27 protein-coding genes are annotated in these 23217 nt (G+C 35.6%); 21 read left to right on the top strand and 6 right to left on the bottom strand.

Annotation, left to right across the window (positions count from 1 at the left end; translation table 11 throughout):
* Positions 1-79: 79 nt before the first annotated feature.
* Positions 80-1015, bottom strand: a complete 936-nt coding sequence (ctaA, locus tag NHG49_RS20035; protein ID WP_001188735.1) for a heme A synthase — start codon at positions 1013-1015, stop codon at positions 80-82.
* A 497-nt stretch (positions 1016-1512) separates the two neighbouring features.
* Between ctaA and ctaB the strand changes: the two genes are divergently transcribed.
* The 6 genes from ctaB to ctaG all read left to right on the top strand — a co-directional run bounded on the left by ctaB (position 1513) and on the right by ctaG (position 7425).
* Positions 1513-2436, top strand: a complete 924-nt coding sequence (gene ctaB, locus NHG49_RS20030) for a protoheme IX farnesyltransferase (protein ID WP_001015062.1) — start codon at positions 1513-1515, stop codon at positions 2434-2436.
* A 93-nt stretch (positions 2437-2529) separates the two neighbouring features.
* Complete coding sequence (coxB, locus tag NHG49_RS20025) at positions 2530-3579, top strand: cytochrome c oxidase subunit II (RefSeq protein WP_000745278.1); 1050 nt, start codon at positions 2530-2532, stop codon at positions 3577-3579.
* A 60-nt stretch (positions 3580-3639) separates the two neighbouring features.
* Entirely contained in the window at positions 3640-5475 is a 1836-nt protein-coding gene (gene ctaD / locus NHG49_RS20020; RefSeq protein WP_154131176.1) for a cytochrome c oxidase subunit I, read from the top strand.
* Positions 5475-6098, top strand: a complete 624-nt coding sequence (ctaE, locus tag NHG49_RS20015) for a cytochrome c oxidase subunit III (protein ID WP_000557861.1) — start codon at positions 5475-5477, stop codon at positions 6096-6098. Before ctaD ends, ctaE begins: the two co-directional genes overlap by 1 nt.
* A gap of 3 nt (positions 6099-6101) precedes the next feature.
* On the top strand, positions 6102-6434 hold the full coding sequence (ctaF, locus tag NHG49_RS20010) for a cytochrome c oxidase subunit IVB (RefSeq protein ID WP_048563214.1): 333 nt from the start codon (positions 6102-6104) through the stop codon (positions 6432-6434).
* 85 nt (positions 6435-6519) lie between these two features.
* Positions 6520-7425, top strand: coding sequence for a cytochrome c oxidase assembly factor CtaG (ctaG, locus tag NHG49_RS20005; protein ID WP_048563213.1), 906 nt, complete (start codon positions 6520-6522; stop codon positions 7423-7425).
* Positions 7426-7461: 36 nt separating this feature from the next.
* Here ctaG and NHG49_RS20000 read toward each other — a convergent pair whose 3' ends face one another.
* Positions 7462-7827, bottom strand: a complete 366-nt coding sequence (locus NHG49_RS20000; protein WP_064474955.1) for a YugN family protein — start codon at positions 7825-7827, stop codon at positions 7462-7464.
* Between the two features lie 206 nt (positions 7828-8033).
* On the opposite strand from NHG49_RS20000, the gene NHG49_RS19995 reads away from it, so the two are divergent.
* From NHG49_RS19995 to NHG49_RS19970, 6 genes are all read left to right on the top strand, one after another.
* The gene (locus NHG49_RS19995) at positions 8034-9068 is read left to right on the top strand and encodes a CAP domain-containing protein (RefSeq protein ID WP_064474956.1); all 1035 of its coding nucleotides are present in this window, start codon (positions 8034-8036) and stop codon (positions 9066-9068) included.
* Between the two features lie 186 nt (positions 9069-9254).
* Entirely contained in the window at positions 9255-9692 is a 438-nt protein-coding gene (locus NHG49_RS19990; protein ID WP_061678261.1) for a YlbD family protein, read from the top strand.
* Between the two features lie 11 nt (positions 9693-9703).
* The gene (locus NHG49_RS19985; RefSeq protein WP_064474958.1) at positions 9704-9949 is read left to right on the top strand and encodes a YlbE-like family protein; all 246 of its coding nucleotides are present in this window, start codon (positions 9704-9706) and stop codon (positions 9947-9949) included.
* 82 nt (positions 9950-10031) lie between these two features.
* The gene (locus tag NHG49_RS19980) at positions 10032-10604 is read left to right on the top strand and encodes a histidine phosphatase family protein (RefSeq protein WP_064475089.1); all 573 of its coding nucleotides are present in this window, start codon (positions 10032-10034) and stop codon (positions 10602-10604) included.
* Positions 10605-10720: 116 nt separating this feature from the next.
* Positions 10721-11170 (top strand): YlbF/YmcA family competence regulator, encoded by a 450-nt coding sequence (locus tag NHG49_RS19975; RefSeq protein ID WP_000634355.1) that lies wholly within the window; start codon positions 10721-10723, stop codon positions 11168-11170.
* A 126-nt stretch (positions 11171-11296) separates the two neighbouring features.
* Positions 11297-11563, top strand: a complete 267-nt coding sequence (locus tag NHG49_RS19970) for a YlbG family protein (RefSeq protein WP_002080814.1) — start codon at positions 11297-11299, stop codon at positions 11561-11563.
* Between the two features lie 55 nt (positions 11564-11618).
* On the opposite strand, the gene NHG49_RS19965 is transcribed toward NHG49_RS19970, so the two are convergent.
* Positions 11619-12008 carry a DUF7147 family protein gene (locus tag NHG49_RS19965; RefSeq protein ID WP_000616012.1) on the bottom strand — a complete coding sequence of 130 codons (390 nt, stop codon included), beginning with the start codon at positions 12006-12008 and terminating at the stop codon, positions 11619-11621.
* 531 nt (positions 12009-12539) lie between these two features.
* Between NHG49_RS19965 and rsmD the strand changes: the two genes are divergently transcribed.
* Positions 12540-13106 (top strand): 16S rRNA (guanine(966)-N(2))-methyltransferase RsmD, encoded by a 567-nt coding sequence (gene rsmD, locus NHG49_RS19960; protein ID WP_064474960.1) that lies wholly within the window; start codon positions 12540-12542, stop codon positions 13104-13106.
* Positions 13103-13594 carry a pantetheine-phosphate adenylyltransferase gene (coaD, locus tag NHG49_RS19955; RefSeq protein WP_000200598.1) on the top strand — a complete coding sequence of 164 codons (492 nt, stop codon included), beginning with the start codon at positions 13103-13105 and terminating at the stop codon, positions 13592-13594. The genes rsmD and coaD overlap by 4 nt, the downstream gene beginning before the upstream one ends.
* On the opposite strand, the gene ylbJ is transcribed toward coaD, so the two are convergent.
* A complete protein-coding gene (gene ylbJ, locus NHG49_RS19950; RefSeq protein ID WP_064474961.1) occupies positions 13586-14815 on the bottom strand; it encodes a sporulation integral membrane protein YlbJ in 1230 nt (409 codons plus the stop codon). The two genes, coaD and ylbJ, sit on opposite strands and share 9 nt — an antisense overlap.
* Positions 14816-14928: 113 nt before the next feature.
* On the opposite strand from ylbJ, the gene NHG49_RS19945 reads away from it, so the two are divergent.
* On the top strand, positions 14929-15720 hold the full coding sequence (locus tag NHG49_RS19945; RefSeq protein ID WP_000662602.1) for a patatin-like phospholipase family protein: 792 nt from the start codon (positions 14929-14931) through the stop codon (positions 15718-15720).
* Positions 15713-16738: a SepM family pheromone-processing serine protease gene (locus tag NHG49_RS19940; RefSeq protein ID WP_064474963.1), complete on the top strand. Its 1026-nt coding sequence runs from the start codon at positions 15713-15715 to the stop codon at positions 16736-16738. Before NHG49_RS19945 ends, NHG49_RS19940 begins: the two co-directional genes overlap by 8 nt.
* A 24-nt stretch (positions 16739-16762) precedes the next feature.
* Here the strand turns inward: NHG49_RS19940 and NHG49_RS19935 are convergent, their stop codons facing one another.
* On the bottom strand, positions 16763-18004 hold the full coding sequence (locus NHG49_RS19935; protein WP_258126872.1) for a nucleotidyltransferase: 1242 nt from the start codon (positions 18002-18004) through the stop codon (positions 16763-16765).
* Positions 18005-18157: 153 nt separating this feature from the next.
* On the opposite strand from NHG49_RS19935, the gene NHG49_RS19930 reads away from it, so the two are divergent.
* The 3 genes from NHG49_RS19930 (at position 18158) to NHG49_RS19920 (ending at position 19529) form a co-directional block, all read left to right on the top strand.
* Positions 18158-18658 (top strand): YceD family protein, encoded by a 501-nt coding sequence (locus NHG49_RS19930; protein ID WP_000872150.1) that lies wholly within the window; start codon positions 18158-18160, stop codon positions 18656-18658.
* A 61-nt stretch (positions 18659-18719) separates the two neighbouring features.
* Positions 18720-18893, top strand: a complete 174-nt coding sequence (gene rpmF / locus NHG49_RS19925; protein WP_001984764.1) for a 50S ribosomal protein L32 — start codon at positions 18720-18722, stop codon at positions 18891-18893.
* Positions 18894-19022: 129 nt separating this feature from the next.
* Positions 19023-19529: an RsfA family transcriptional regulator gene (locus tag NHG49_RS19920; RefSeq protein WP_060488408.1), complete on the top strand. Its 507-nt coding sequence runs from the start codon at positions 19023-19025 to the stop codon at positions 19527-19529.
* Positions 19530-19564: 35 nt separating this feature from the next.
* Here the strand turns inward: NHG49_RS19920 and NHG49_RS19915 are convergent, their stop codons facing one another.
* Positions 19565-20038 carry an N-acetyltransferase gene (locus tag NHG49_RS19915; RefSeq protein WP_060488409.1) on the bottom strand — a complete coding sequence of 158 codons (474 nt, stop codon included), beginning with the start codon at positions 20036-20038 and terminating at the stop codon, positions 19565-19567.
* Positions 20039-20413: 375 nt separating this feature from the next.
* On the opposite strand from NHG49_RS19915, the gene panE reads away from it, so the two are divergent.
* Together panE and bshC are read left to right on the top strand one after the other, a co-directional pair.
* On the top strand, positions 20414-21304 hold the full coding sequence (panE, locus tag NHG49_RS19910; RefSeq protein WP_081257197.1) for a 2-dehydropantoate 2-reductase: 891 nt from the start codon (positions 20414-20416) through the stop codon (positions 21302-21304).
* A gap of 79 nt (positions 21305-21383) precedes the next feature.
* Entirely contained in the window at positions 21384-23000 is a 1617-nt protein-coding gene (gene bshC / locus NHG49_RS19905) for a bacillithiol biosynthesis cysteine-adding enzyme BshC (protein WP_258126458.1), read from the top strand.
* Positions 23001-23217: the final 217 nt, after the last annotated feature.

The following is a 23217-nucleotide window of genomic DNA, read 5'->3' as shown; positions in this document are numbered from 1 at the left end:
AAAAAGAGCTGTGTAAATACAGCTCTTTTTTTATCGCAAAAAATACCTTGCCAATTCGGCAAGGTATTTTAATTTAAATTTATTTTGTTTGTTTAGAAGTTGATTCAGCTTCTTTTGCATTCACTTTACTTCTTGTACCTAACATAACTAAATAGCATAGTACAGCAAACAAGCAAGAAATGAATAGTGAATGTAATAATGCCATTACTAAATTAGCATTTGTAAATACGACTAAAATTCCCACGATCGCTTGAAGTGTAACAAGGATAAATGAAATGATCCATCCCCAGTATACGACAGGCTGTTGCTTGTAATGGCGAATAGCGAGAATCATTGCGTATAGTATCCAAGCGAAAATTAACATCGCTGCAACTCTATGTCCCATTTGAACCCATTCATGTAGTTGAGTTGGCATAGGTCTATTTTTGCTACATAAAGGAAAGTCTGGACAGGCTAAGCTAGCTCGTTCGTGACGTACTAAAGCACCTGTGTAGACGACAATATAACTGTAAATTGTTACACCATAAATATGAAATTTCATTTTTTTGTCCATAATAAGTGAACGTGCATCAAATTTCTGGTCAATTTCAAAGATAAGACACGTTAATAAAATGACAGAAGCAAATGAAATTAAGGAAATACCGAAATGGATAGCAAGTACAGCTGGCATTTGTCCCCAAACAACTGCTGCCGCTCCCATTAATGCTTGTGCAACTAAAAATACGAAGGATAAAATTGCTAACGTTTTTGTTTCGCGCACATGTTTATAATATTTCCAGGACAAAATACAAAGGAGAGTGACAAGAATTCCTGCTGATCCTGATGTAAGGCGGTGACTTAGTTCAATAATAGTTTCCATTGATAAATTAGATGGAACAAATTCACCGTTACAAAGTGGCCATGATTTACCGCACCCTTGGCCAGAACCTGTTTTTGTAACTAAGGCGCCTCCTAGTAAAACTATTAATAAATCAAGACTCGTAATGACTGCTAACCATTTAATAAAGCGTTGCAATCTATTTCACCATCTTTCTGCTATGAAGTTATTGCGAAATATTTTCATTCCATTATGTATAGAATAAAAAGCGCTAGTTCCTATGATATATAAAAAATAATAAAATAGCAAAGAAATGGCGGGGGCAGACAGGGGAGAGAAAATGGGTGTGGAAATAGGATATATAAGGGAATTTTTAGGTGAAAAACAGGCTATTTTGAAAAGATATGAGGAGAATACGTGTTAAATATGACAAAAAAGTTTATTATAGAAGGTAACATCATGTTATGATAAGGACAAGTAAGAATTAAGTTTTTTATATTCGACACAAAAAGTTCATGTTTTCTTCACAAAATGTTCGGGAAATATGATTTAATATATTGGAGTATGGGCGTAGATTAGTAGTAGAATGGGTTAACAATATTTCTACTGTAATAATATTGCTATATAGAAGCGAAATATTTCATTCGAAATAGGCGCAAAAAGAAAGATGAAAGTTTTAAGAGGGGGTTAAAGTGATGAACCATGCAACAAGTGAGCTGCATGATGAGTCAGCTGTTACAAGTGTACCGGAAACAACTCGGCTACAAGATTTATCAGCGCTCGTTAAAATGGGGATTGTAAACTCAAATACACTTACTGTATTTACAGGATTTTGGTTGGCATTACATTTTAATGGATTAAGTGTAATGGACAATCTGGATAAGTTATTCTTTACAATCGTTGGTTCTGGATTAATTATGGCAGGGGTATGTTGTTTAAATAACTACATTGATCGAGACATCGACCCGTTAATGGAAAGAACAAAAACCCGTCCAACGGTTACTGGAAAGTATAAACCGGGATTTGCACTTACATTTGGACTAGTTATATTACTTCTTGGATTTGTATTTTTATTATTAACAACACCAATGGCAGTATTAATGGGATTTATTGGTGCTTTCACATATGTTGTCTTATATACGTTATGGACAAAGAGAAAGTATACACTAAATACTGTTGTAGGTAGTATATCTGGAGCAGTTCCACCTTTAATTGGATGGGCGGCAATCGATCCATCTTTAGGCCATCCAATTGCTTGGATGTTATTTTTAATTATGTTTATTTGGCAAATCCCACATTTTCTCGCATTAGCGATGAAACGTGTTGATGAATATCGAAATGCAGGAATTCCAATGCTTCCTGTAGTTCATGGATTTGAAATTACGAAACGCCAAATTATGATTTGGACAGTATGTTTATTACCACTACCATTTTATATGAGTGGACTAGGGATAACATTTATGGTAATTGCAACATTGTTAAACATCGGATGGATCGTTTTAGGATTTTATGGCTTCCGTAAGCAAGATGACATCAAATGGTCCGTACAAATGTTTGTTTATTCCCTAAATTATTTAACAATCTTATTTGTATCAATGATTGTAGTTACATTCTTCTAAGACAACGACATAATTGGATTTCTTTACGTTGAGATTTACTTTACTTAACTATAAAGTACAATCTAATTCACAAGGAAAGTGGGGGTTGTTTGTATGAAGAAACAGTGGCGACTGCTTTCGTTCGTTTCACTGCTGGCTTTACTGTTAGGGGGATGCGGTAAAGCCTTTCAATCTACTTTAATTCCGCAAGGAGAAGTAGCAAAAATGCAATATGATTTGCTCTTACTAGCAACTGCGATCATGGTAGGAGTAGTACTAGTAGTTACTATTATTTTCTTATATGTAATTGTGCGTTTCCGACAAAAGAAAGGTCAGGAAGATTATATTCCGGAGCAAGTTGAAGGGAATCACAAGCTAGAAATTATATGGACAGTTATTCCGATTATTCTTTTGTTAATCTTAGCTGTTCCGACGGTTACATATACATTCAAACTTGCTGATGTAAGTGCGATGGAGAAAAAGAATATTGATAAAGATACTATCGTTGTTGATGTAACAGCGAATCTTTATTGGTGGGAATTTTCTTATAAATCAGAAAAAATAGTCACTTCTCAAGATTTAGTCATCCCCACAGGTAAGAAAGTGTATTTGAATTTGAAGGGTGCCGATATTAAACATTCGTTTTGGGTTCCATCTTTAGCTGGGAAAATGGATACAAATACAGATAATGTGAACAAAATGTGGTTAAAGGCAGATAAATCGGGCACTTATAATGGTTTTTGTACAGAATTTTGCGGCCCATCACATTCTTTAATGCAATTCAAAGTGAAAGCTTTAGATGAAAGCGAGTACAAAAAGTGGCTTGCTGATATGAAGAAGATTGATGGGAAGAAAGAAGTAGCTTCAACAAAGGCGCAAGAGGGCCAAGAAATATTTAATAAAAGCTGTATTGGTTGTCACGCAGTTGGATCTAATGATAGTAGACCACCTTCCGCTCGTATCGCACCAAACTTAGCAAACTTTGCGGATCGCGATATGGTTGCCGGTATTGCCGAAAACAATGAAGAAAACTTAAAAAAATGGCTGAAAGATCCTGAAAATATGAAACCAGGAAATAAAATGACTGGTAAATATGGCAACTTAACGGATGATCAAATTGATGCATTAAATGCATACTTACAAACGTTAAAAGTTGAAAAGTAAAGAGGGATTATTCGCGAAGGGGAGGTTGAAAACGTGAGTTCTGTAGCAAAAAAACAGGGGATGGGTGCTGTCATATGGGATTATTTAACGACAGTAGACCATAAAAAGATTGCCATTCTCTATTTAATTGCAGGTGGATTGTTTTTTATAATAGGCGGAATAGAAGCTCTATTTATTCGCCTTCAATTAGCGATTCCTAACAACGCTTTTCTTGTTGGGGATGCTTATAATCAAGTATTAACGATGCACGGTACAACAATGATTTTCCTCGCAGCTATGCCACTCGTGTTTGCATTTATGAACGCCGCTGTACCACTTCAAATTGGTGCACGTGATGTAGCGTTCCCGTTTTTGAATTCACTTGGATTTTGGTTATTTTTCTTTGGTGGAGTATTTTTAAATTTAAGTTGGTTTTTAGGTGGAGCACCTGATGCAGGATGGACATCTTATGCATCTTTAGCTTTAGCCTCAAAAGGCCATGGTGTTGATTTTTATGTACTCGGCTTGCAAATCTCTGGTATTGGTACATTAATTGGAGGTATTAACTTCCTTGTAACCATTATTAATATGCGTGCGCCAGGAATGACGTATATGCGTATGCCGATGTTTACATGGACGACATTTGTAACATCTTCGCTAATATTATTCGCTTTTCCGCCATTAACTGTAGGATTAGGACTTTTAATGTTAGATCGTTTATTTGGAACAAGTTTCTTTAATCCAGCATTGGGCGGGAATACAATTATATGGGAGCATTTATTCTGGATTTTCGGTCATCCAGAAGTATACATTCTTATACTCCCAGCTTTCGGAATATTCTCAGAAATCTTCGCGACATTTTCGAAAAAGCGATTATTTGGTTATTCGTCGATGGTGTTCGCGACAGTATTAATTGGATTCTTAGGATTTATGGTATGGGCGCATCATATGTTTACTGTCGGGCTTGGTCCAGTTGCAAATGCTATTTTCTCAGTTGCAACAATGGCGATTGCGGTTCCGACCGGTATTAAAATATTCAACTGGCTCTTTACGATGTGGGGCGGAAGTATTCGTTTTACGACACCGATGATGTGGGCAGTAGCTTTCATTCCATCATTCGTAATGGGAGGAGTTACAGGTGTTATGCTAGCATCTGCGCCTGCTGATTATCAATTTCATGACAACTATTTCGTAGTAGCGCACTTTCATTATGTAATCGTCGGCGGTGTTGTATTTGGTTTACTTGCAGGAGCTCATTATTATTGGCCACTGATGTTTAATAAAGTATTGAATGAAACGTTAGGAAAGATAACATTTTGGCTATTCTTTATCGGTTTCCATTTAACGTTCTTCATTCAGCATTTCCTTGGATTGATTGGTATGCCGCGTCGTTACTACACATATCTTGAAGGTCAAGGGTTGGAAATGGGGAATATGATTAGTTCTATTGGAGCGGTATTTATGGCTCTTGGAACGATTGTTCTTCTATTCAATGTAATCAAAACAACAGTATCAAAAGAAAAGGCTGGTCGTGATCCATGGGATGCACGTACATTAGAATGGACAATGCCAGCACCTACACCGGAATATAACTTTAAACAATTACCATTTGTTCGCGGATTAGATCCGTTTTGGATTGAAAAACGCGAAGGGAATAAAGAGATGACAGCGGCGGAACCAGTTGATGATATTCATATGCCAAATCCATCGTTTTCACCATTTATCATTTCTTTAGGATTGTTTATAGCTGCATTCGGTGCAATGTATATGCAGGGTGGAAAAGATAAGTTTTGGTTATTAGTAGCAATTATTGGTTTAATCATTACATTCGGTACAATGTTCCTACGTTCAGTGATCGATGATCATGGATATCATATTCATAAGGAAGATTTAGAAGATAAGGGGGGCAAGGCATAATGCATGTAGATGAAAAATTAACGAATGAAACATTTCCAGCAGAGCCTGAAAAAGCAACCCTTGAGGGAAAAAATAAGTTTGTCGGTTTTTGGTTATTTCTTGGAGGCGAAACAGTATTGTTCGCTTCCTTGTTTGGCACATATTTAGCGTTAAAGAATTCTACAAATGGTGGACCAACATCTCAAGAGATGTTCCAAATGCCACTCGTTTTCATTATGACGATGCTTTTATTAACGAGTAGCTTAACGAGCGTATATGCGATGTATCATATGAAAAACTTTAACTTTAAGAAAATGCAACTTTGGCTATTAGTAACAGTGTTGCTAGGTTTAGGATTTTTAGGGTTTGAGATATATGAGTTTTATCATTATACGCATGAATTTAAGCATACTATGAGAAGTAGTGCGTTTGGTTCCGCGTTTTATGCTCTTGTTGGTACGCATGGACTACACGTATTGTTTGGATTGTGTTGGATTTTAACATTAATCTTTAGAAATGCGAAGAGAGGTCTAAATTTATACAATGCACCGAAGTTTTATGTTGCATCGATTTATTGGCACTTTATTGACGTAGTTTGGGTGTTTATTTTCACTGTAGTATATTTAATGGGAATGGTGGGATAAACAATGGCGATAAAGCAAACGAATAATCCTAAAGTTGATCTTGTTTATCGGAAGAGAAAAAGTGCGGAGGAAATGAAGCATCAAGTTATTACGTTTGCATTAATGATTTTTTTAACATTTGTTGCATTTGTAGCAGTAGCATATCCGAAAACTTTTAGTCCGACTTTCTCAGTACCATTTATTTTACTATTAGCAGTGGTACAAGTAATTTTTCAATTGTATTATTTTATGCATATGAGTCATAAAGGACATGAAGCGGCAAGTTTCTTTCTTTATTCTGGTCTGTTAATCGGGTTAATTACAATTTTAGCTTTTATGACAATTGTGTGGATTTGAAAAGTGAAAAATAAGGGAGCTTGTGTTGTCACAGCTCCCTCTTCTTATTATGTGAAAGGATAACCTTAAGAAGGTAGGTGTAACAATGAGTAACTTGTGGATATTTGGTTTTCAAGCTCTATGGAGTCCAATCTTTTTATTATTTATGCTTTCGATTCTTATTGGGTACTTTTTAATTATTGGGCCATATAGAATGCGATTTGAAAATGCGACGAAGGTAAGTAAGAAGCAAATTTTTTATTTTACGACCGGGATTGTTCTTTTGTATTTTGTAAAGGGAGGGCCTATTGATTTAATTGGTCATATTATATTTAGTGCACATATGTTTGAGATGGCAGTTATGTATATTGCAGTTCCACCGTTATTGTTGCTTGGTATACCAGATTGGTTATATCGTTATATTACTTCTTTTAAGTTCGTTCAAATTATATTAAAGATATTTGCTAAACCACTTATTGCATTGTTTGTATTTAATGGCCTGTTTTCTTTTTATCATTTACCAGTTGTTTTTGACACAGTAAAACAAAGTCAAATTGCTCATCCTATTTGTCTCGCTATATTGTTCTTTACGGCAATCATGATGTGGTGGCCGATGCTAAATCCATTACCAGAATATCAAACGTTAAGTGATATAAAGAAACTTGGTTATATGTTTGCTAACGGTATATTATTAACGCCAGCTTGTGCGTTAATCATTTTTGCAACTGCACCGTTATTTGCAACCTATACGGATCCGGCTGCTTGGATGAAGGCGATGGAACTTTGTGTACCGGCGGGAACTTTATCAGATTTAAATATAACGGGACCAGAATTTTTACACTGGATGCCAGTCGTACAAGACCAACAAACAGGTGGCATCATTATGAAAATTGTCCAGGAAATAGTGTATGGCACAATTATAGGCTATGTATTCTTTCGATGGGCGCGTCGAGAGCGTGAAAAGGATAAAGAGCAGTTGCAACAATTGCCGCCGTATTTACAAACGAAATAAAAGTGAGTGCATCAATATGATGCACTCACTTTTATTTTATTCAATGATTTGGAATTCTTTTAACTCTTTTTCGATATTTTGTAGGAGTTGTTCGCTTTTTTGAAGTACATTCGTTGGGAAAGTTTCACCATCACCATATTCAACGCCGTGAGGATAATAATGTTTTCCTAATAAGGGAGGAAGTAGCTTGATTTCAGCGTGTCTGCTACCAACATCACCTTCAACAGCCAAACCTAGTACGCGCAAATAATAAATATCATTTAATATTTCAAATTTATAATCGTATGTAACTCGTTCATAATCCCACTGTCCAGCAAGTACAAAATGGTTCTTTTCCATAATCTCTGTTAATAGTGTTAAATCAACGACTGCCCCATTAAATTTCGTATTTGTAAATTGCATATAATACCTCCTCTTTTCATGTTACATCATTATTTTTATAATAGTATGAATAATAAGAAAGTGCAATTCATATTGAGAGAAAAGGGATAATCCAGACTTTTTTTGCGAAAATATGATATAGTGAAAAGAGTACGGTACACACAAAAAAGGAAAGAAAAGGATTTGTGTATATCTCAATTTTATGTTTTGTGCAGGAGGTATATCGATTGAAGAAATTATTGCGTATCGTAATGATTACATTTTTAATTTTAGCTGTGGACTTATACGGGAAATTACTCGTTTCACAATATATATTAACCCCATCTCAATCAAAGCAAGAAAATAAAATTGTGAAAAAGAAAAAACAAGTAAATGAAGACTCTTCAAATACGGTTTTAAATATGATTGGTGGGGACTCTGAAAATTTATTAGCAAAATGGGGCGAACCATCTCGAATAGAGCCATCTGCTTACGGATATGAATGGTGGGTATACAATCAAGATTTAACTCAGTATGTGCAATTTGGGGTTGCGGAACGAAAAGTTGTAACGGCGTATGTTGCTGGTGAGCAAGTTAAGGTGCCGCCTTATTATATAAATGAAAAGTATGAAGAAGTGTATAAAAAGAATCCACTCTCGCATGAGATTTCGTTAAAAAGAGGGAAACATAGTTATCAATTTGAGTTATCTGACACGGAAGTGATGGAACAACCATTAATACCTGTAGAAGATGGCTGGGCACAATTATATTTTGATCATTTTACACATGAGCTTGTTGGTGTTCGTTATATGGATGATGAAACGTTATTACGCCAAAGACCGTATCAGCTTGTTTATTCGGGTGAATTACTAGCTGAACAACCATTGACTCCAGATAAAATGAAACAAATAGAGAATGGGAATATGCAACAAATTTTTGATTTAACAAATATTATTCGAAGTCGCCATAAGTTACCGCTGTTAGCTTGGGATCAACAAACAGCAGATGTGGCTATAGGGCATAGTAAAGATATGAAGGATAATAATTACTTTTCACACGATTCACCTACATTAGGTACGTTAGGAGATCGTTTACAGCGCGGGAAAGTAGGGTTTCAACTTGCTGGTGAGAACATAGCGGCGCAACATAGTGATGGAATTGCGGCGGTGCAAGGTTGGTTAAATAGTGAAGGGCATAGAAAAAATGTATTAAATGAACAATTTACAGGATTAGGTGTTGGGGTATACGATAAGTTTTATACACAAAACTTTATTCGGAAATAAAGTGGAATTTTAAGTTGTGTAGGGGACACCTCACGTTTAAGTACTTCGTATTCACTGAAGTGTAGGTCGGAATCTTACCGTATGCAAATAGCAGGATAAAAAGGTGCATGAATCGTCTGAAAATAGGCGAACCATGTGCCTTTTTTTTCTTATTATATAGTAGATATACATGAAGAGGTGAGGATTATGCCAACAACAAAAGGACCGTTACATCCATCGGTTCAACAGTTTAAAGAGTTTGTAAACCATCACCCTAAAATGGTTCATGAGGTTCGAAGTGGTCACAAAACTTGGCAACAGTTTTATGAAGAATGGTACTTACTTGGTGAAGAAGATCCGATATGGGCAACTTTTAGACCTGATGGAGCGCCTGCTTTTTCTTCGGTAAAAGAAAATAAACAAGAAAAAGATAATCGAACTGAAGAGGAGAAAACAGCAGATGTGATGGGACAAATGCTTTCTTTCTTTAAAAAGCTAGATGTAGAACAAATGCAACACCATTTAGCCAATGTGACGAGTGCCATTGGTAGTGTGCAACAAGTTTTTCAACAATTTCAAGGGAAGCCCGCGCGGCAAGAAGAGAGTACTTCCGAAAATAATCCATTTTTCTTTCAGAAGGATTAGGGGGAAAGAGGATGAGAGCAGAAATTATGGAGTTTATAAGGGCTGATGAGGATTTATCTCGCTATATTAGGGAGCAACCGTACTGGTATAGAAAACTAACGCGAAATCCTGAAGAGAAAGAGGCTTTTGAGTTAGCAGCTATGCAGCATTTCAAAAAAACGATACCAGATAAAGTTGAGAAATTTCAAAACCAATTGGCAGTTGCCTCCATTATGATCGATATGTTTCAGTATATGAAGCAACAAAATACAACATAATTGGAAGGGAAAACTATGTCCGTCATGCAGAACTTTTGATACAATAGAAGCGGATTATTTAAAAAGGAGTTGCAGCATGAGCATGACGGAAATTTGTTTAGTACGACATGGACAAACTGATTGGAATTTTCAAGAGATTATTCAAGGACGTGAAGATATTCCACTTAATGAAGTGGGAAAGAAGCAAGCAAGTCAAAGTGCAGTTGCTTTGCAAGCGGAAGCATGGGATGTAATTATAAGTAGCCCATTAATTAGAGCGCACGAAACAGCTAAGGAAATTGCAGGGGCTACAGGATTGCAATCGATTTTATTAGATGAGCGATTTGTTGAACGTAATTTTGGTGAAGCTTCTGGGAAGCCGGTTGCGACTGTTAGGGAGCTAATTGCAGAAGGTAAAGTAGAAGGTATGGAGCAAGATGAAGAGATTGTAACTCGGTGCTTTGCTGCTGTAAAAGATGTTGCAGAAACTTATTCTGGCAAACGTATTATCATTGTAGCTCATTCACATGCGATAAAAGCAATTTTACATGCAATTGCACCGGAAGATATTTCGTTTAAGACACCATTAAAAAATGCATGTATTAGTTATGTGAAAGAAAATAGTGGGAAATGGGATGTTCTGAAATATAATATTGCGGAACATATTAATGTATAAGTATGTGCTAGAATTATATGGAAAATAGTTAGAGTGATATCTTTCTGTTTAGTGAGACACTTCAATTAGTAGTTCTATTCTAAATGTGGTATGATGAATACTCGGAGGTGTCTCTCATGATTGTAGCGACGCTGGAAAGCGTATTGATATTAGATAAGGCAGAGCAGCTTGCAAAAGCGATTATCTGTTCAGATATAGCAGAAGACTATCGTAAGTGTTATAAAGAATTGCATGAAGATATGGAAGTTCAGACGTTAATTCAGCAATTTACAGCGATGAAAGAACGATATGAAGAAGTGCAACGTTTCGGTAAATACCATCCTGATTATACTTTCGTTTCGACGAAGATGAGGGAGTTAAAGCGTTCTGTAGACTTACATGATAAGGTTGCAGCTTTTAAACGAGTAGAAACAGCTTTGCAAAAGTTGTTAGATGAAGTTAGTGTAGCAATCGGTTCTGAGGTGTCTTCTTCCATCAAAGTTCCAACAGGAAATCCATTTTTTGATGCTGGTGGCTGTGGTGGCGGTTGTGGTACCGGCGGAGGTTGTGGCTGTAAAACGGGGTAAATTACCCCGTTTTTTAGAAGATAGAAGAAAACGTATACAGAGTTTGTCCTGTAATGTCATAAATTTCTGATTGGTTTTCATAAAATATAAAATATATGCTTTTAAAAGGAGAAGATGGAGAAGATTATGTTCGGGCAACGACAAAGTATGATTGTTTATTTACATTCATTGAAACATGCCAAGATTTTAAGGAAATATGGTAACATACATTACATATCAAAACGCTTAAAATACGCAGTAGTATATTGTGATATGGAACAAATTGAGCATATGATGCAAAAGTTGAACAAGCTTCCTTTTGTGAAGAAGATAGAACAGTCGTACCGCCCGTATTTAAAAACGGAATTTGAAAATTCACGTCCTGATCGGGCAAAAGAATACGATTATAGCTAATAGAAAAAATCCCCTGCAAATTTTAGCAGGGGATTTTTTTACTTGAAATAACAATTTATTTCATTGGAGGAATGAAATTATTCATTCGTAAAATACCAATTAAATGATTGAAAAACAGTTCTTTTTCTGGGAAAGTTGTGGATGGTTTTACCGTAAAGGTAGTCACTTTTCTTCCTAGTTGTTCTGCCGTTTCTTCAAATAAAATGACGCGTTTACTTTTTTTATTTTCAAGTACAGGAATGCCTTCACGACATATGTATAATGGTTGGAAATCACCAGTAGTAGTTGGTTTTAATATTACAACAAGTGAGCACACTTTTTTTTCATTTTTAATCGTTTCAAATTGTAACATATGTGTTATACGTTCTTGATTTGCTTTGGCGATTTCAAGTAATTCATATAAATCAGAGTAGCCTTCTCCGAGTTCTATAAAGCGTTGAATCATATTTTTTCCTCCTCTTTCTTTTACTGTACCATCTCACTTTTTAAATGAAAAGTAGACAAAGAAAAAAAACCCTGCAAAGCAGGGCCCTTCTTATACTAGCATGTACTAGTAAGAAGGAAAAGGGAGAGGAGAAACCGGAGGAAGAACTTATGGGGAAACGTAAGTCTTCTCCGCGGTTGGCAACAACATCGAAGGTGATGTTGTTATAATTATTTATGTCCAATCTAAATGAAGATATACATCATGAAATTAAATTTTATGTTTGGCTTTTTATTTTTCTTTTTTTTATTTTATGATAGGATAAAAAAGATAAAGTGAAACGAATATACATAATGGGTTCGTGTTAGCGCATGGTGAGATGAATACATAAAAATGCAGAGCGGTTATTTTAAGCCAAAGTTCTCCTATTGTTCATTGAGAAATGAATGGAAAATTTCATGGAATAGTATAGTTTGGTTTGGTAGCGGTTACCGAATGGAGAAAGGTTTTCTATAATTGCTCGATAGATTGAAATAAAGGTAGTGACAACAGATGAGAGTAGTTTCAGGAAAATGTAAAGGGCATCCACTAAAAGCGGTGCCAGGTAATACAACACGTCCAACGACAGATAAAGTAAAAGAATCAATATTTAATATGATAGGTCCTTATTTTGATGGTGGTATCGCTCTTGATTTATTTGGCGGTAGTGGTGGTCTTGGAATCGAGGCTATAAGTAGAGGGATTGATAAAGCAATTTTTGTTGATCGAGATAATAAAGCGATAAAAGTAATCCATCAAAATTTAGAAAGTTGTCGAATACAGGAACAAGCTGAAGTATATCGAAATGATGCAGAACGTGCGGTAAAGGCTCTTATAAAACGTGAAATATCATTCGATCTTATATTAATTGATCCTCCATATAAAGATCAAAAAATTGTATCTTTAATTAGTGTGATGGATCAACATGGATTGCTACATAGAGATGGATTAATTATGTCAGAGCATGGTAATGATGTGGTTTTACCTGATTCTATAGGGAGTCTTGTAAAAGTAAGAGCTGAAAATTATGGGGTTACAGCAATATCGATTTATAAGTATGAAGGTGAGGGGACGGAATGACTAGTATAGCTATTTCTTCGGGAAGTTTTGATCCAATTACCCTTGGGCATCTGGATATTATTAAAAGGGGAGCAAAAGTATTTGATGAGGTATACGTAGTAGTTTTAAACAACTCGTCAAAAAAACCGTTCTTTTCAGTTGAAGAGCGCTTAGATTTAATTCGAGAAGCAACAAAGGATATCCCGAATGTAAAAGTAGATTCACATAGTGGACTATTAGTGGAGTATGCGAAAATGCGTAATGCAAACGCGATTTTGCGTGGGTTACGAGCGGTTTCTGATTTTGAATATGAGATGCAAATTACTTCTATGAATCGAAAATTAGATGAAAATATTGAAACCTTTTTTATTATGACAAATAACCAATATTCATTTTTAAGCTCGAGCATTGTAAAAGAAGTTGCGAGATATGGAGGAAGCGTAGTAGATCTTGTACCTCCTGTTGTAGAACGTGCTTTAAAAGAAAAGTTTCAAACCCCGTTAAAGTGAACGGGGTTTTTCTTTGTTGCTACGAAAAAATAATAAGATAACATATACATATAAACAAAATAAAGTAAAGATCGGTCCATAGTGTACAAAAGATGTCCAAATTTCTTGCAGTATAGAAGAATGATTCGATAAAAATACGGGGATATCTTTTTGCATAGGTGAAAAAGAGCTTACTTTTTCATAAAATGGTTTCCAAAATATAAAAGTAAAAATAGGAGCCAGAATACTTTGGATAATTCGTGCGAAAAAATAGGGCTTAAATCGGATGTCTGTTTCAGCTAATATGCTAGCAACTTGTGCCTGAATAGAAAGGCCGCTAAACGCTAAAATAAAGCTTGTTACCATAGCTTGCTGCAGGAGGGGTGTTTCATTTATTTGACTAATCATTTGGCTACCGAGTGTCATTTCAAAAATCCCTGATAAGATTGGAATACTAAATTCTGTAGTTAGTTGGAAGAATGATAAAATATGTTGCATAATAAAAGAAAGTGCTGCTGTAATATGAAATACAGTAATCATTTTATTTAAAACAGAGAATAAAATAATAAATCCACCAATCATAAGTAACGTTTGAATAGAAGAAACGATAGCGTCCCCAAGTAATTTTCCTAATGGTCTTTTTTCTTGCATGCGCGTCTCGTGTAGGACTGAAAAAGGGTTTTGAAAAGGACGTTTTTTAGTAGGATGTTGATACTTCGTGGAAATATTGTTATTGCCGTAAAAACGCATCAATAACCCGACGGCAAAGTTACTTAAATAATGTGCAGCAGCTAATACGATTCCTAATTTCGGATTATTGAAAAAACCGATTGAAACAGCTCCAAAAATAAAAAGTGGATTAGATGAGTTTGTAAAAGATACGAGGCGTTCTGCTTCGATTTGTGTTAGTTGATTACTTTTACGCAGTCTAGCGCTTAATTTGGCGCCAGCAGGGAATCCTGAAGCCATTCCCATTGCCCAAACAAATCCGCCTATCCCTGGAACGCGAAAAAGTGGTCGCATGAGTGGTTCTAATATAACACCTATAAATTTTACAACACCAATACTAATTAGAAGTTCCGCAATGATGAAAAACGGTAAAAGTGAAGGGAATACAACTTCCCACCATATATTTAACCCTCGAATGGAAGCTTGCAAAGCAGCTTGGGGGTGAAGTACAAGAGAAAAGGTTAAAAACAGTGTTGATATGGTAAGAAAAGCCGTTTTCCATTTTTCATACATGTAAGTAAATCCCCCTTTGTCCCAAAAAACGTTCATTTCAGTATACGTGGATACGTAGTGCATTTAGACCATAAGTATGAAAAAGGAATGAAAAAAATTAAAGGGTGAGAAAAATGAAAGAACCGAAAATTGGTTTAGCTCTTGGATCTGGGGGCGCAAAAGGGTTTGCACATATTGGTGTTATAAAAGTTTTAAGAGAAAATGGTATACCGATTCATATGATTGCAGGAAGTAGTATGGGGGCTTTAGTAGGTACGTTTTATGCAGCTAGCTCAAACGTTGAAAGGTTGTATAAACTGGCAAATGTTTTTAAGAGGAAATATTATTTAGATTTTACAGTTCCGAAAATGGGATTTATTGCTGGAAAACGTGTCAAAGATATGATTAAAATGTTTACATATAATAAAAATTTAGAAGAGTTAGATATCCCGACGGCTGTTGTGGCTACTGACATCTTGAAGGGGGAAAAAGTAGTTTTTACAAGTGGTCCTGTTGCAGAGGCTGTGAGAGCTAGCATATCTGTACCTGGAGTGTTTGTACCAGAAAAAATAGATGGACGATTATTGGTGGATGGCGGAGTGATTGATCGCATTCCAGTATCGGTTGTGAAAGAGTTAGGTGCTGATATTGTTATTGCTGTTGATGTATCCCCGATTAAAGTGAATGGAGAGGTTACATCTATTTATGATGTAATTATGCAGAGTATTGAAATTATGCAACATGAGCTAGTGATGAATCGACAAATTGCATCGGATTTAATGATGCGACCAGCTGTAGAACAATTTAGTTCACGTGCTTTTACAAACATTGAAGACATTATTCGAGTTGGAGAAGTAGAGGCGGAAAAACATGTTGCAAATATTTATTTATTAATTGAGCAGTGGAAGGAGAAACATAATGTTTAAGCGTTTTCGGTTTATATATGCAATTTTAATAGGGGTTATATTGGCGATGTTACTTGTTTACGTACGTTTACCGTATTATGTAACAAAACCAGGAATGGCGGCCAAATTAGAGCCTTACGTTCAAGTTGAAGGTGGAACGAAAGAATCCGGTGATTTTATGCTTGTTACGGTTTCAATGGGACCAGCAAATGTGGTGAATTTAATAGCGGCACAGTTTAATAAATACACACATATTTCGAAAGCGGAAGAAATATTGCAAAAAGGTGAGAGTGATGAAGAATATCAATTTCGCCAAAATTATGCGATGAAAGATTCGCAAAATGCAGCAATCTATAATGCATATAAACGTGCAAATCGTACTGTTTCTTTTGAAAATAAAGGTGTATTGGTTGCAGGAGTAGCGAAAGGGATGCCGTCAGAAGGCAAGCTTAAGCTTGGAGATGTCATCATAGCTGTCGACGGAAAAATATTTGAAAAGACGGAGCAATTTATTGAATATATGACAGGAAAAAAAGAAGGGGAAGCAGTAAATATTGAGTACAAGAGGAATGGAAAACAGTTAAAAGAAAATTTAAATGTAAAGACCATTCCGAATGGTAATGGGCGTGTTGGTATAGGGGTTTCTATCGTTACTGAAAGAGAATTAGTGGTAGATCCGAAAGTGAAAATTGATTCTCATGAAATAGGCGGACCATCGGCAGGCCTAATGTTTACATTAGAAATATATAATCAACTTGTGGAAGATGATTTAACAAGAGGGCATGAAATAGCTGGAACAGGGACGATAAATGAAAAGGGAGAAATTGGCCCGATTGGTGGTATTCAGCAAAAAGTGGTCGCTGCAAGTGATGCTGGTGCTGAAGTGTTCTTTGCGCCAAATGAAAAAGGTGCGGAGAAATCGAATTATAAAGATGCGCTTGCGGCTGCGAAAGATATTAAAACAAAAATGAAAGTTGTACCAGTTGATACGCTGGATGATGCATTGCTGTATTTGGAAAAAATGGGCGAGAAAAAATAAACCTCTCTGAAAAAGAGAGGTTTTTTATAGGAATTTTGCAGTTGTTTCATCGTAACGAATTGGATGGTGTGTTGCATCTTGTTTTAGTAGTTGTGTTCGTAATGGTTCTTGCATGATGGAGAAATATACAGAATTGGCTTTTCGCTCTATATGTAAAGTAGGATGGTCAAATGTTTTTGTATGGGTAAGGATGGGAAGTTCTATTTTTTTCTTGTTTTTTGAAAGGTAAGTTTGTCCTTTTTGTGACATGCCTAGTAGACGAATGTACGATGCATGCTGCTCTATATTTGCGCTATGTATTTCTTCTTTTGTTGTATTTGTTAAAATGTGTGTACAAGCTCTTTGTAATCTAGTCCATGTATAGCGCTTCGTTTTTAATGCTTCCATGAATGAATGGAAGGAGGAACTGTTTTGGATTTTTGATAAAATACGATGCTCTAAACCTTCTTCTATTTCATATATAAGTCGTAAGTCTTCTGGAGACATCGTCATGAGTTTGTATTTGAAAAATGAAAAGTATTGTTCCCAATTATGTAATATCCCGTAGTTTTGTTTGTAACTTGCTAAAAGAGAAGCAGTCGCTTTTGGGATGAAAGGCTCAATTTCTGTAAAAGAACTATTTTCGCTAAAAAGTTGTTTACGAATACTAGTTGCGCTTGCAATATGTTGGTCGCTAAATGTTTCATCATGATAATGAGATGCGAATCTTTTTATCGTTTGTGCTTGCATAGAACTATTTTGTAAGAAAATTGATTTCATGTATTGGAATCCTAATATGTTATTCGGTTGTGACATGTCTATGTTTTTTTCGGATGGTAAAATGTGTAGGAAGGCTTCAGATGTAGCTTTTGCGTAACTGTTACCTGCATTCATAAATTGCTTTACAAGACGATTAAAAGTATCTTCTTCATTTTTTTGCACAGAGATGGTGTTATGAAAATTTTCAATCTCCCCATCTTCACTACCGAAACAAATTTCAGAAACACGCAGGGCGTTTAAAATAGAAATAGCGCCATTTGCAAAGGTTTCAGCCTTTTGTGTTGAGAAGGCGTATGGAAGCTCTACAACAAGGTCTACACCGCATGATAAGGCCATTTTGGTACGATACCATTTGGATATGAGTGCTGGCTCACCACGCTGTAAAAAAGGGCCACTCATAACAGCGATTGTAATATCAGCGTGTGTTAACTTTTTTGTTTGTTGCACATGATAATCATGACCGTTATGAAAAGGGTTATATTCAACAACAATACCACTGGCTTTTATGGTAATCTCTCCTTTCGATGTAGCATCTTTTTCAAAAACGTGATACTCTATATATTATTTACTATGATGACTTCATTATAGTGTAAAGAAAAAACATTGACAAATATAAAATGGCTAGCTATAATTTTGTTTGTTGCCTTGAGGTGATATGATATGAAATGGTCCATCCATCAATTGAATAAATTGAGAAATAAAGGATTGACATTGGATGAGATGGTAGATGTAAGTGAGCTACAAGAGGTCGAGAAAGATATTCGTGAAATTAATCCTGCTCATGTAACAGGAAGAGTTGATTTTGGCTCCGGTAAGTTTACGTTCCATCTACATATAACTGGAAGCATGGTTTTACCATGTTCTCGCTCTTTAGTAGATGTGACATTACCATTTGACATTAAAACAACTGAGGTGTTCCAAACTTCACAAGAAGAATTTGAAACTGAAGCTGAAATTCATTGTTTAGAAGGAGAAGTACTTGACTTACTGCCCGTAATCAAGGAAAATATACTTTTGGAGATTCCAATGCAAATTTTCAGTGATGATGTTTCTGGTGGAGCACCGATGCAAGGTCAAGACTGGCAAGTGATTTCGGAAGAAAACAAAGAAAAGACTGTTGATCCACGATTAGCAGGACTTGCAAAGTTTTTTGACAAATAATCGGAAGACTGGTTTAGGCCTTCATATGAAAATAACTATTTCTTTTAAGGAGGTGGGAAGAATGGCTGTACCTTTTAGAAGAACTTCTAAAACAGTAAAAAGAAAGCGTCGTACGCATTTCAAATTATCAGTACCTGGTATGGTAGAGTGCCCAAGCTGTGGTGAAGCGAAATTAGCTCACCGTGTATGTAAAGCATGCGGTACTTACAAAGGTAAAGAAGTAATCAGCAAGTAATTGCGGGAAAATAAACGTAGAAGATATCTTCTACGTTTATTTTTTTTGTCTTATTCTTTATTTGTTGTATTCTATCTTTTCTAGTAACTGCATATGCTTAATAAAAAATGCATAGGGAGGACTAGAGAGATGGCGACAACAAGACAAGATGCTTGGACTGATGATGAAGATTTGCTTCTGGCAGAAGTAGTACTCCGGCATATTCAAGAAGGTGGAACGCAATTATCTGCCTTTAAAGAAGTGGGAAGACATTTATCTCGTACACCAGCAGCATGTGGCTTTAGATGGAATTCTTACGTTAGAAAACAATACAAAGAACGTATTGAAGAAGCGAAGCAACTACGTAAAGTAGAAAATTATGAAGTAAAAGAGACAAAGGTAGTAGAGCCTACGTCAATTACATTGAATGATGTTATTGATTTCTTGCAAAATTATAAAGATGAAAACTCTTTAATGGTGTTGCAACAGCAAATTGAATCGTTACAAACAGAGAGAGAGAGTCTTTTGGAGCGATTATCAGTATATGAGGAAGAGTATAGAACATTGCTTGATTATATCGATCAAAAAAGAAGTGTAATGGTAGCAGAAAGAAATAGCGCTCGTTCGAATGGAAAATTAGAAAAGTTAAAGAAATAAAAAAACAGCTGCTATGTAGCTGTTTTTTTTATTTCTTATGCGGACTCTTCGTTTGTAACCGCATTCAAATTTGTTTCGGGGTTCCAAACATAAAAATCACCATCAGGTACTGATACAGGCTGGAAATTTAATTTATCCCAAAAACCAGCTGAATGGATACGTGCGATCGTTTTAATTGGGAACTGTAGCCCCTTCGCATAATTTACAAGCATTTCTCCGAATCCTTGTTTTTGGAAAGTTGGTAACACTTCAAGTTTATAGAGTTCTAGGTAAGTACCTGTAATTTCGAATGGTTCCCCGCCGTGCCTTTTCATATATAGACTCATACGTGCAATTAGTGATCCACCATAATAAATACCGTAAAATGGAGATTCACTATCGTTTTCAATAATGTTTGCCTGTAATTCTTCTAACATGGATAATTCTTGAGCTCCGCAACCTTTAAATTTTTTAAATTCGTCTAATGTTTTATAATTGATGAGCAAGCGCTCAACTTTTGGGAATCCCATAACATCACATCCTCTTCTTGTCTCGTTGAATGCAGAAAAGTAAAAATATTTATAATAATATTATAACTCATTTTTTTATTTTTATGAAGAAGATAGTATATTTCTTTTATTATTTTTTTGGGGATTTGCTAAACTAAGAGTAGAAGCATATTAATAGGTAGTATATACATATTGAAAGTAGAGGTTGCATTTGTTTGTTAAAGAGCAATGAAATTGTAAACTGTGTTCATGGAATTGAGAAAGATAAAGTGAAACTGTAATCGGTGGGATTTGTTCACCTTTAGTTAATTATGATTCCGCACCAATCAGGTGTTTGCGGGATAAAAAGGGGGAGGGAAAAAGGACTTGTGTATCGTATTTATATGAGTTCCTTGTGTGAAAATGAAAATTGGAGTTGTGGGACCAGGAGCTATCGGTCTGTTATATGCATTTTATTTACAAAAAAGTAATCAAGATGTTACGTTGTTTACAAGGACAGCTAAACAGGCTGAGGAATTGAATATAACGGGTGTAACTTGTATGAGGGAGGAAAAACGTGAAACCGTATTCCCACCTGTTTTGCCAATAGAAAATATGCTAGACAAGAAGCTAGACTATATATTTATTGCTGTTAAGCAATATCATATAACTGACATACTGCCTTTTGTGCGAGGGGAATCCTCATTAATCTTTTTGCAAAACGGAATGTCTCATCTTCATGCTATGCAGAAAATAGGGAATGAAAATATTGCAGTTGGGATTGTAGAGCATGGTGCAAAAAAAGAAGAAAGACATACCGTTTATCATACGGGGATAGGTGTAACGAAGTTTGGAATCGTGCACGGCCAGTCTATACATTTTGAAAAAATATTTAAGTGCTTTCCATTTCCTCATTTTCCGATTCAAATAGAAGATGATTGGAAGGATGTCATGCACAAAAAATTAGTAGTTAATGTATGTATCAATCCATTGACAGCGTTATTACAAATCCAGAACGGAGAGTTGATTACGAACCCGTTTTTTTATCGATTGATGGAGCAAGTATTTCAGGAAGTCGTTTTTCTTGTTAAAGAAGAAAAAGAAATGGTATGGAAAATGGTACGTCACGTATGTGAAAAAACGTCTCATAATACATCATCTATGCTGGCAGATGTAAGGGCGAATAGACAAACGGAAATTGGTGCGATTGTTGGATATGTATTAGAGGAAGCTAAGAAACAGCAACGATCCGTTCCGACACTTCAATTTTTGTTCGATGCAATAAAAGGATTAGAAGTAAAAGAATAAGTGTAATTCTTTGCTTTTACGTGCAACATTGACTACAATGTGGATTGGTGAGAGAACAGGATACGAAAGGAAGAATTATATGGAGATAAAAGAAATCTCTGTTCCGCAACAAGGTGTTGTAGCGGACTATATGAACGGTAAAAAAGAGATACAGTCGTGTTTTGACTATATGTTAACAGAAGATGCTTTTAAACAGCGTGTACATGATTTGCGTGAGAGGGAGTTTTTCCGCCAAGATTTAGTAGCGCATTTATTAGAATATAATACAAAATTACAAGCGGGAGAAGCTACGATTCAAAATGTAAAAGCGCTTGGAGAAGAAAATACATATGTTGTTATAGCTGGACAACAAGCTGGATTATTAACTGGACCACTTTATACAATTCATAAAATCATTTCAGTTTTACAGCTTGCGAGGGAAAAGGAAGAAAGTTTAGGTGTTAAAGTTGTTCCTGTTTTCTGGATTGCTGGTGAAGACCATGATATGGATGAAATTAATCATACTTTTGTAACGAAGAATAAAAAAATAAAAAAGACTATTTTTCATGATCGTAATCCGAAAAAGGCGAGTGCTTCAGAGTCCGAGCTTTCTTTGGAAGACTGTAGAAAGTGGATTGAAGAAATTTTCAAAACATACCCTGAAACGAATTTTACAAAGGATGTACTGCAATTTATTGATGATTCTTTGGGGGAATCGAATACGTATGTAGATTTCTTTGCCCATCTTATTATGAAAATGTTCGTGAATTCTGGTTTAATTCTTGTTGATTCACATCATCCTGAATTAAGAAAATTAGAAGTGCCGTTTTTTAAGCAAATTATAGGTAAGTATAAAGAAGTACAAGAGGGGCTTCATAACCAACAGGAAATAATTAAAGAATTAGGATATAAACCGATTATTGAAACAAAGTATAATGCAGTACATATATTTATGGAAATTGATAATGAGCGAGTGTTACTTGAAAACGATCAAGGGAAGTTTGTAGGGAAGGATGGAGCGTATTCCTTTTCAAATGAGGAATTGATGGAAGAGATGGAAAGAAGCCCGGAACGCTTTAGTAATAATGTTGTAACGCGCCCTCTTATGCAAGAGTATCTATTTCCTACGCTCGCGTTTATTGGAGGACCAGGGGAATTAGCTTACTGGAGTGAATTGCAACAAGTTTTCCATACGATTGGTTTCCGAATGCCGCCTGTCGTTCCGCGTATTACAATCACTTATGTAGAGAGGGATATAGCGACAGATTTATACGATTTGCAATTGCAAGACAGTGATCCGTTTTTAAATAACGTAGATAAGTTGCGTGAAAACTGGTTATCTAATCAAATAGAGGAACCGATAGATGATCGATTTGTAGAGGCGAAAAAAGAAATAATTGATATCCATACATCATTACAACAGTTTGTGAAGAAAATAGATCCTGGATTAAGTGCGTTTGCAGGGAAAAATGAATTCAAAATTAATGAACAAATTGAACTGTTGGAAAGAATGTTGAAAAGAAATGTTGAGAAAAAACATGCAGTACAGCTAAATAAATTCCGTCGCATACAATTTGCACTTCGTCCATTAGGGGCGCCGCAAGAGCGTGTGTGGAATGTATGTTACTATTTAAATCAGTTCGGTTTGGATTTCGTTGATCGTGTAATGGCAGAAACGTTTTCTTGGGACGGAAAACATCATGTTATAAAACTATAGAATCTTGCTCTTAGGAGCAGGATTTTATTTTTGTTCTGTTGAATTTACTGTGAAGTGAAATTTTTCTGAATTATTAATTTTAAAAACGGTGAATATCGTAATTATGCAGGATACTTAAATATATGACAAAATAGCACAAAATGTAAACGTATTATCATCTTTTTCGACAGTTTTTTATTTAAATTCCCGCAAAAGATGATAAAATTTAGTATATAAT

The sequence above is a fragment of the Bacillus sp. IBL03825 genome, assembly GCF_024712505.1.
GTDB lineage: Bacteria > Bacillota > Bacilli > Bacillales > Bacillaceae_G > Bacillus_A > Bacillus_A wiedmannii.
Note: the sequence above shows the minus strand (reverse complement) of the source record. Positions and strands in the feature narration are given on the sequence as shown.

What these genes read in the sequence shown, in the direction of transcription:
- ctaF (WP_048563214.1), top strand. Translation starts at nt 6,102, where the DNA reads ATGGCGATAAAGCAAACGAATAATCCTAAAGTTGATCTTGTTTATCGG.
- rsmD (WP_064474960.1), top strand. Translation starts at nt 12,540, where the DNA reads ATGAGAGTAGTTTCAGGAAAATGTAAAGGGCATCCACTAAAAGCGGTG.
- NHG49_RS19945 (WP_000662602.1), top strand. Translation starts at nt 14,929, where the DNA reads ATGAAAGAACCGAAAATTGGTTTAGCTCTTGGATCTGGGGGCGCAAAA.
- NHG49_RS20000 (WP_064474955.1), bottom strand. Translation starts at nt 7,827, where the DNA reads ATGCAATTTACAAATACGAAATTTAATGGGGCAGTCGTTGATTTAACA.
- rpmF (WP_001984764.1), top strand. Translation starts at nt 18,720, where the DNA reads ATGGCTGTACCTTTTAGAAGAACTTCTAAAACAGTAAAAAGAAAGCGT.
- NHG49_RS19940 (WP_064474963.1), top strand. Translation starts at nt 15,713, where the DNA reads ATGTTTAAGCGTTTTCGGTTTATATATGCAATTTTAATAGGGGTTATA.
- NHG49_RS19915 (WP_060488409.1), bottom strand. Translation starts at nt 20,038, where the DNA reads ATGGGATTCCCAAAAGTTGAGCGCTTGCTCATCAATTATAAAACATTA.
- NHG49_RS19990 (WP_061678261.1), top strand. Translation starts at nt 9,255, where the DNA reads ATGCCAACAACAAAAGGACCGTTACATCCATCGGTTCAACAGTTTAAA.
- NHG49_RS19930 (WP_000872150.1), top strand. Translation starts at nt 18,158, where the DNA reads ATGAAATGGTCCATCCATCAATTGAATAAATTGAGAAATAAAGGATTG.
- bshC (WP_258126458.1), top strand. Translation starts at nt 21,384, where the DNA reads ATGGAGATAAAAGAAATCTCTGTTCCGCAACAAGGTGTTGTAGCGGAC.
- NHG49_RS19920 (WP_060488408.1), top strand. Translation starts at nt 19,023, where the DNA reads ATGGCGACAACAAGACAAGATGCTTGGACTGATGATGAAGATTTGCTT.
- ctaB (WP_001015062.1), top strand. Translation starts at nt 1,513, where the DNA reads ATGAACCATGCAACAAGTGAGCTGCATGATGAGTCAGCTGTTACAAGT.
- NHG49_RS19975 (WP_000634355.1), top strand. Translation starts at nt 10,721, where the DNA reads ATGATTGTAGCGACGCTGGAAAGCGTATTGATATTAGATAAGGCAGAG.
- coaD (WP_000200598.1), top strand. Translation starts at nt 13,103, where the DNA reads ATGACTAGTATAGCTATTTCTTCGGGAAGTTTTGATCCAATTACCCTT.
- NHG49_RS19970 (WP_002080814.1), top strand. Translation starts at nt 11,297, where the DNA reads ATGTTCGGGCAACGACAAAGTATGATTGTTTATTTACATTCATTGAAA.
- ctaD (WP_154131176.1), top strand. Translation starts at nt 3,640, where the DNA reads ATGGGTGCTGTCATATGGGATTATTTAACGACAGTAGACCATAAAAAG.
- NHG49_RS19965 (WP_000616012.1), bottom strand. Translation starts at nt 12,008, where the DNA reads ATGATTCAACGCTTTATAGAACTCGGAGAAGGCTACTCTGATTTATAT.
- NHG49_RS19980 (WP_064475089.1), top strand. Translation starts at nt 10,032, where the DNA reads ATGACGGAAATTTGTTTAGTACGACATGGACAAACTGATTGGAATTTT.
- ctaE (WP_000557861.1), top strand. Translation starts at nt 5,475, where the DNA reads ATGCATGTAGATGAAAAATTAACGAATGAAACATTTCCAGCAGAGCCT.
- NHG49_RS19985 (WP_064474958.1), top strand. Translation starts at nt 9,704, where the DNA reads ATGAGAGCAGAAATTATGGAGTTTATAAGGGCTGATGAGGATTTATCT.
- ctaG (WP_048563213.1), top strand. Translation starts at nt 6,520, where the DNA reads ATGAGTAACTTGTGGATATTTGGTTTTCAAGCTCTATGGAGTCCAATC.
- coxB (WP_000745278.1), top strand. Translation starts at nt 2,530, where the DNA reads ATGAAGAAACAGTGGCGACTGCTTTCGTTCGTTTCACTGCTGGCTTTA.
- ylbJ (WP_064474961.1), bottom strand. Translation starts at nt 14,815, where the DNA reads ATGTATGAAAAATGGAAAACGGCTTTTCTTACCATATCAACACTGTTT.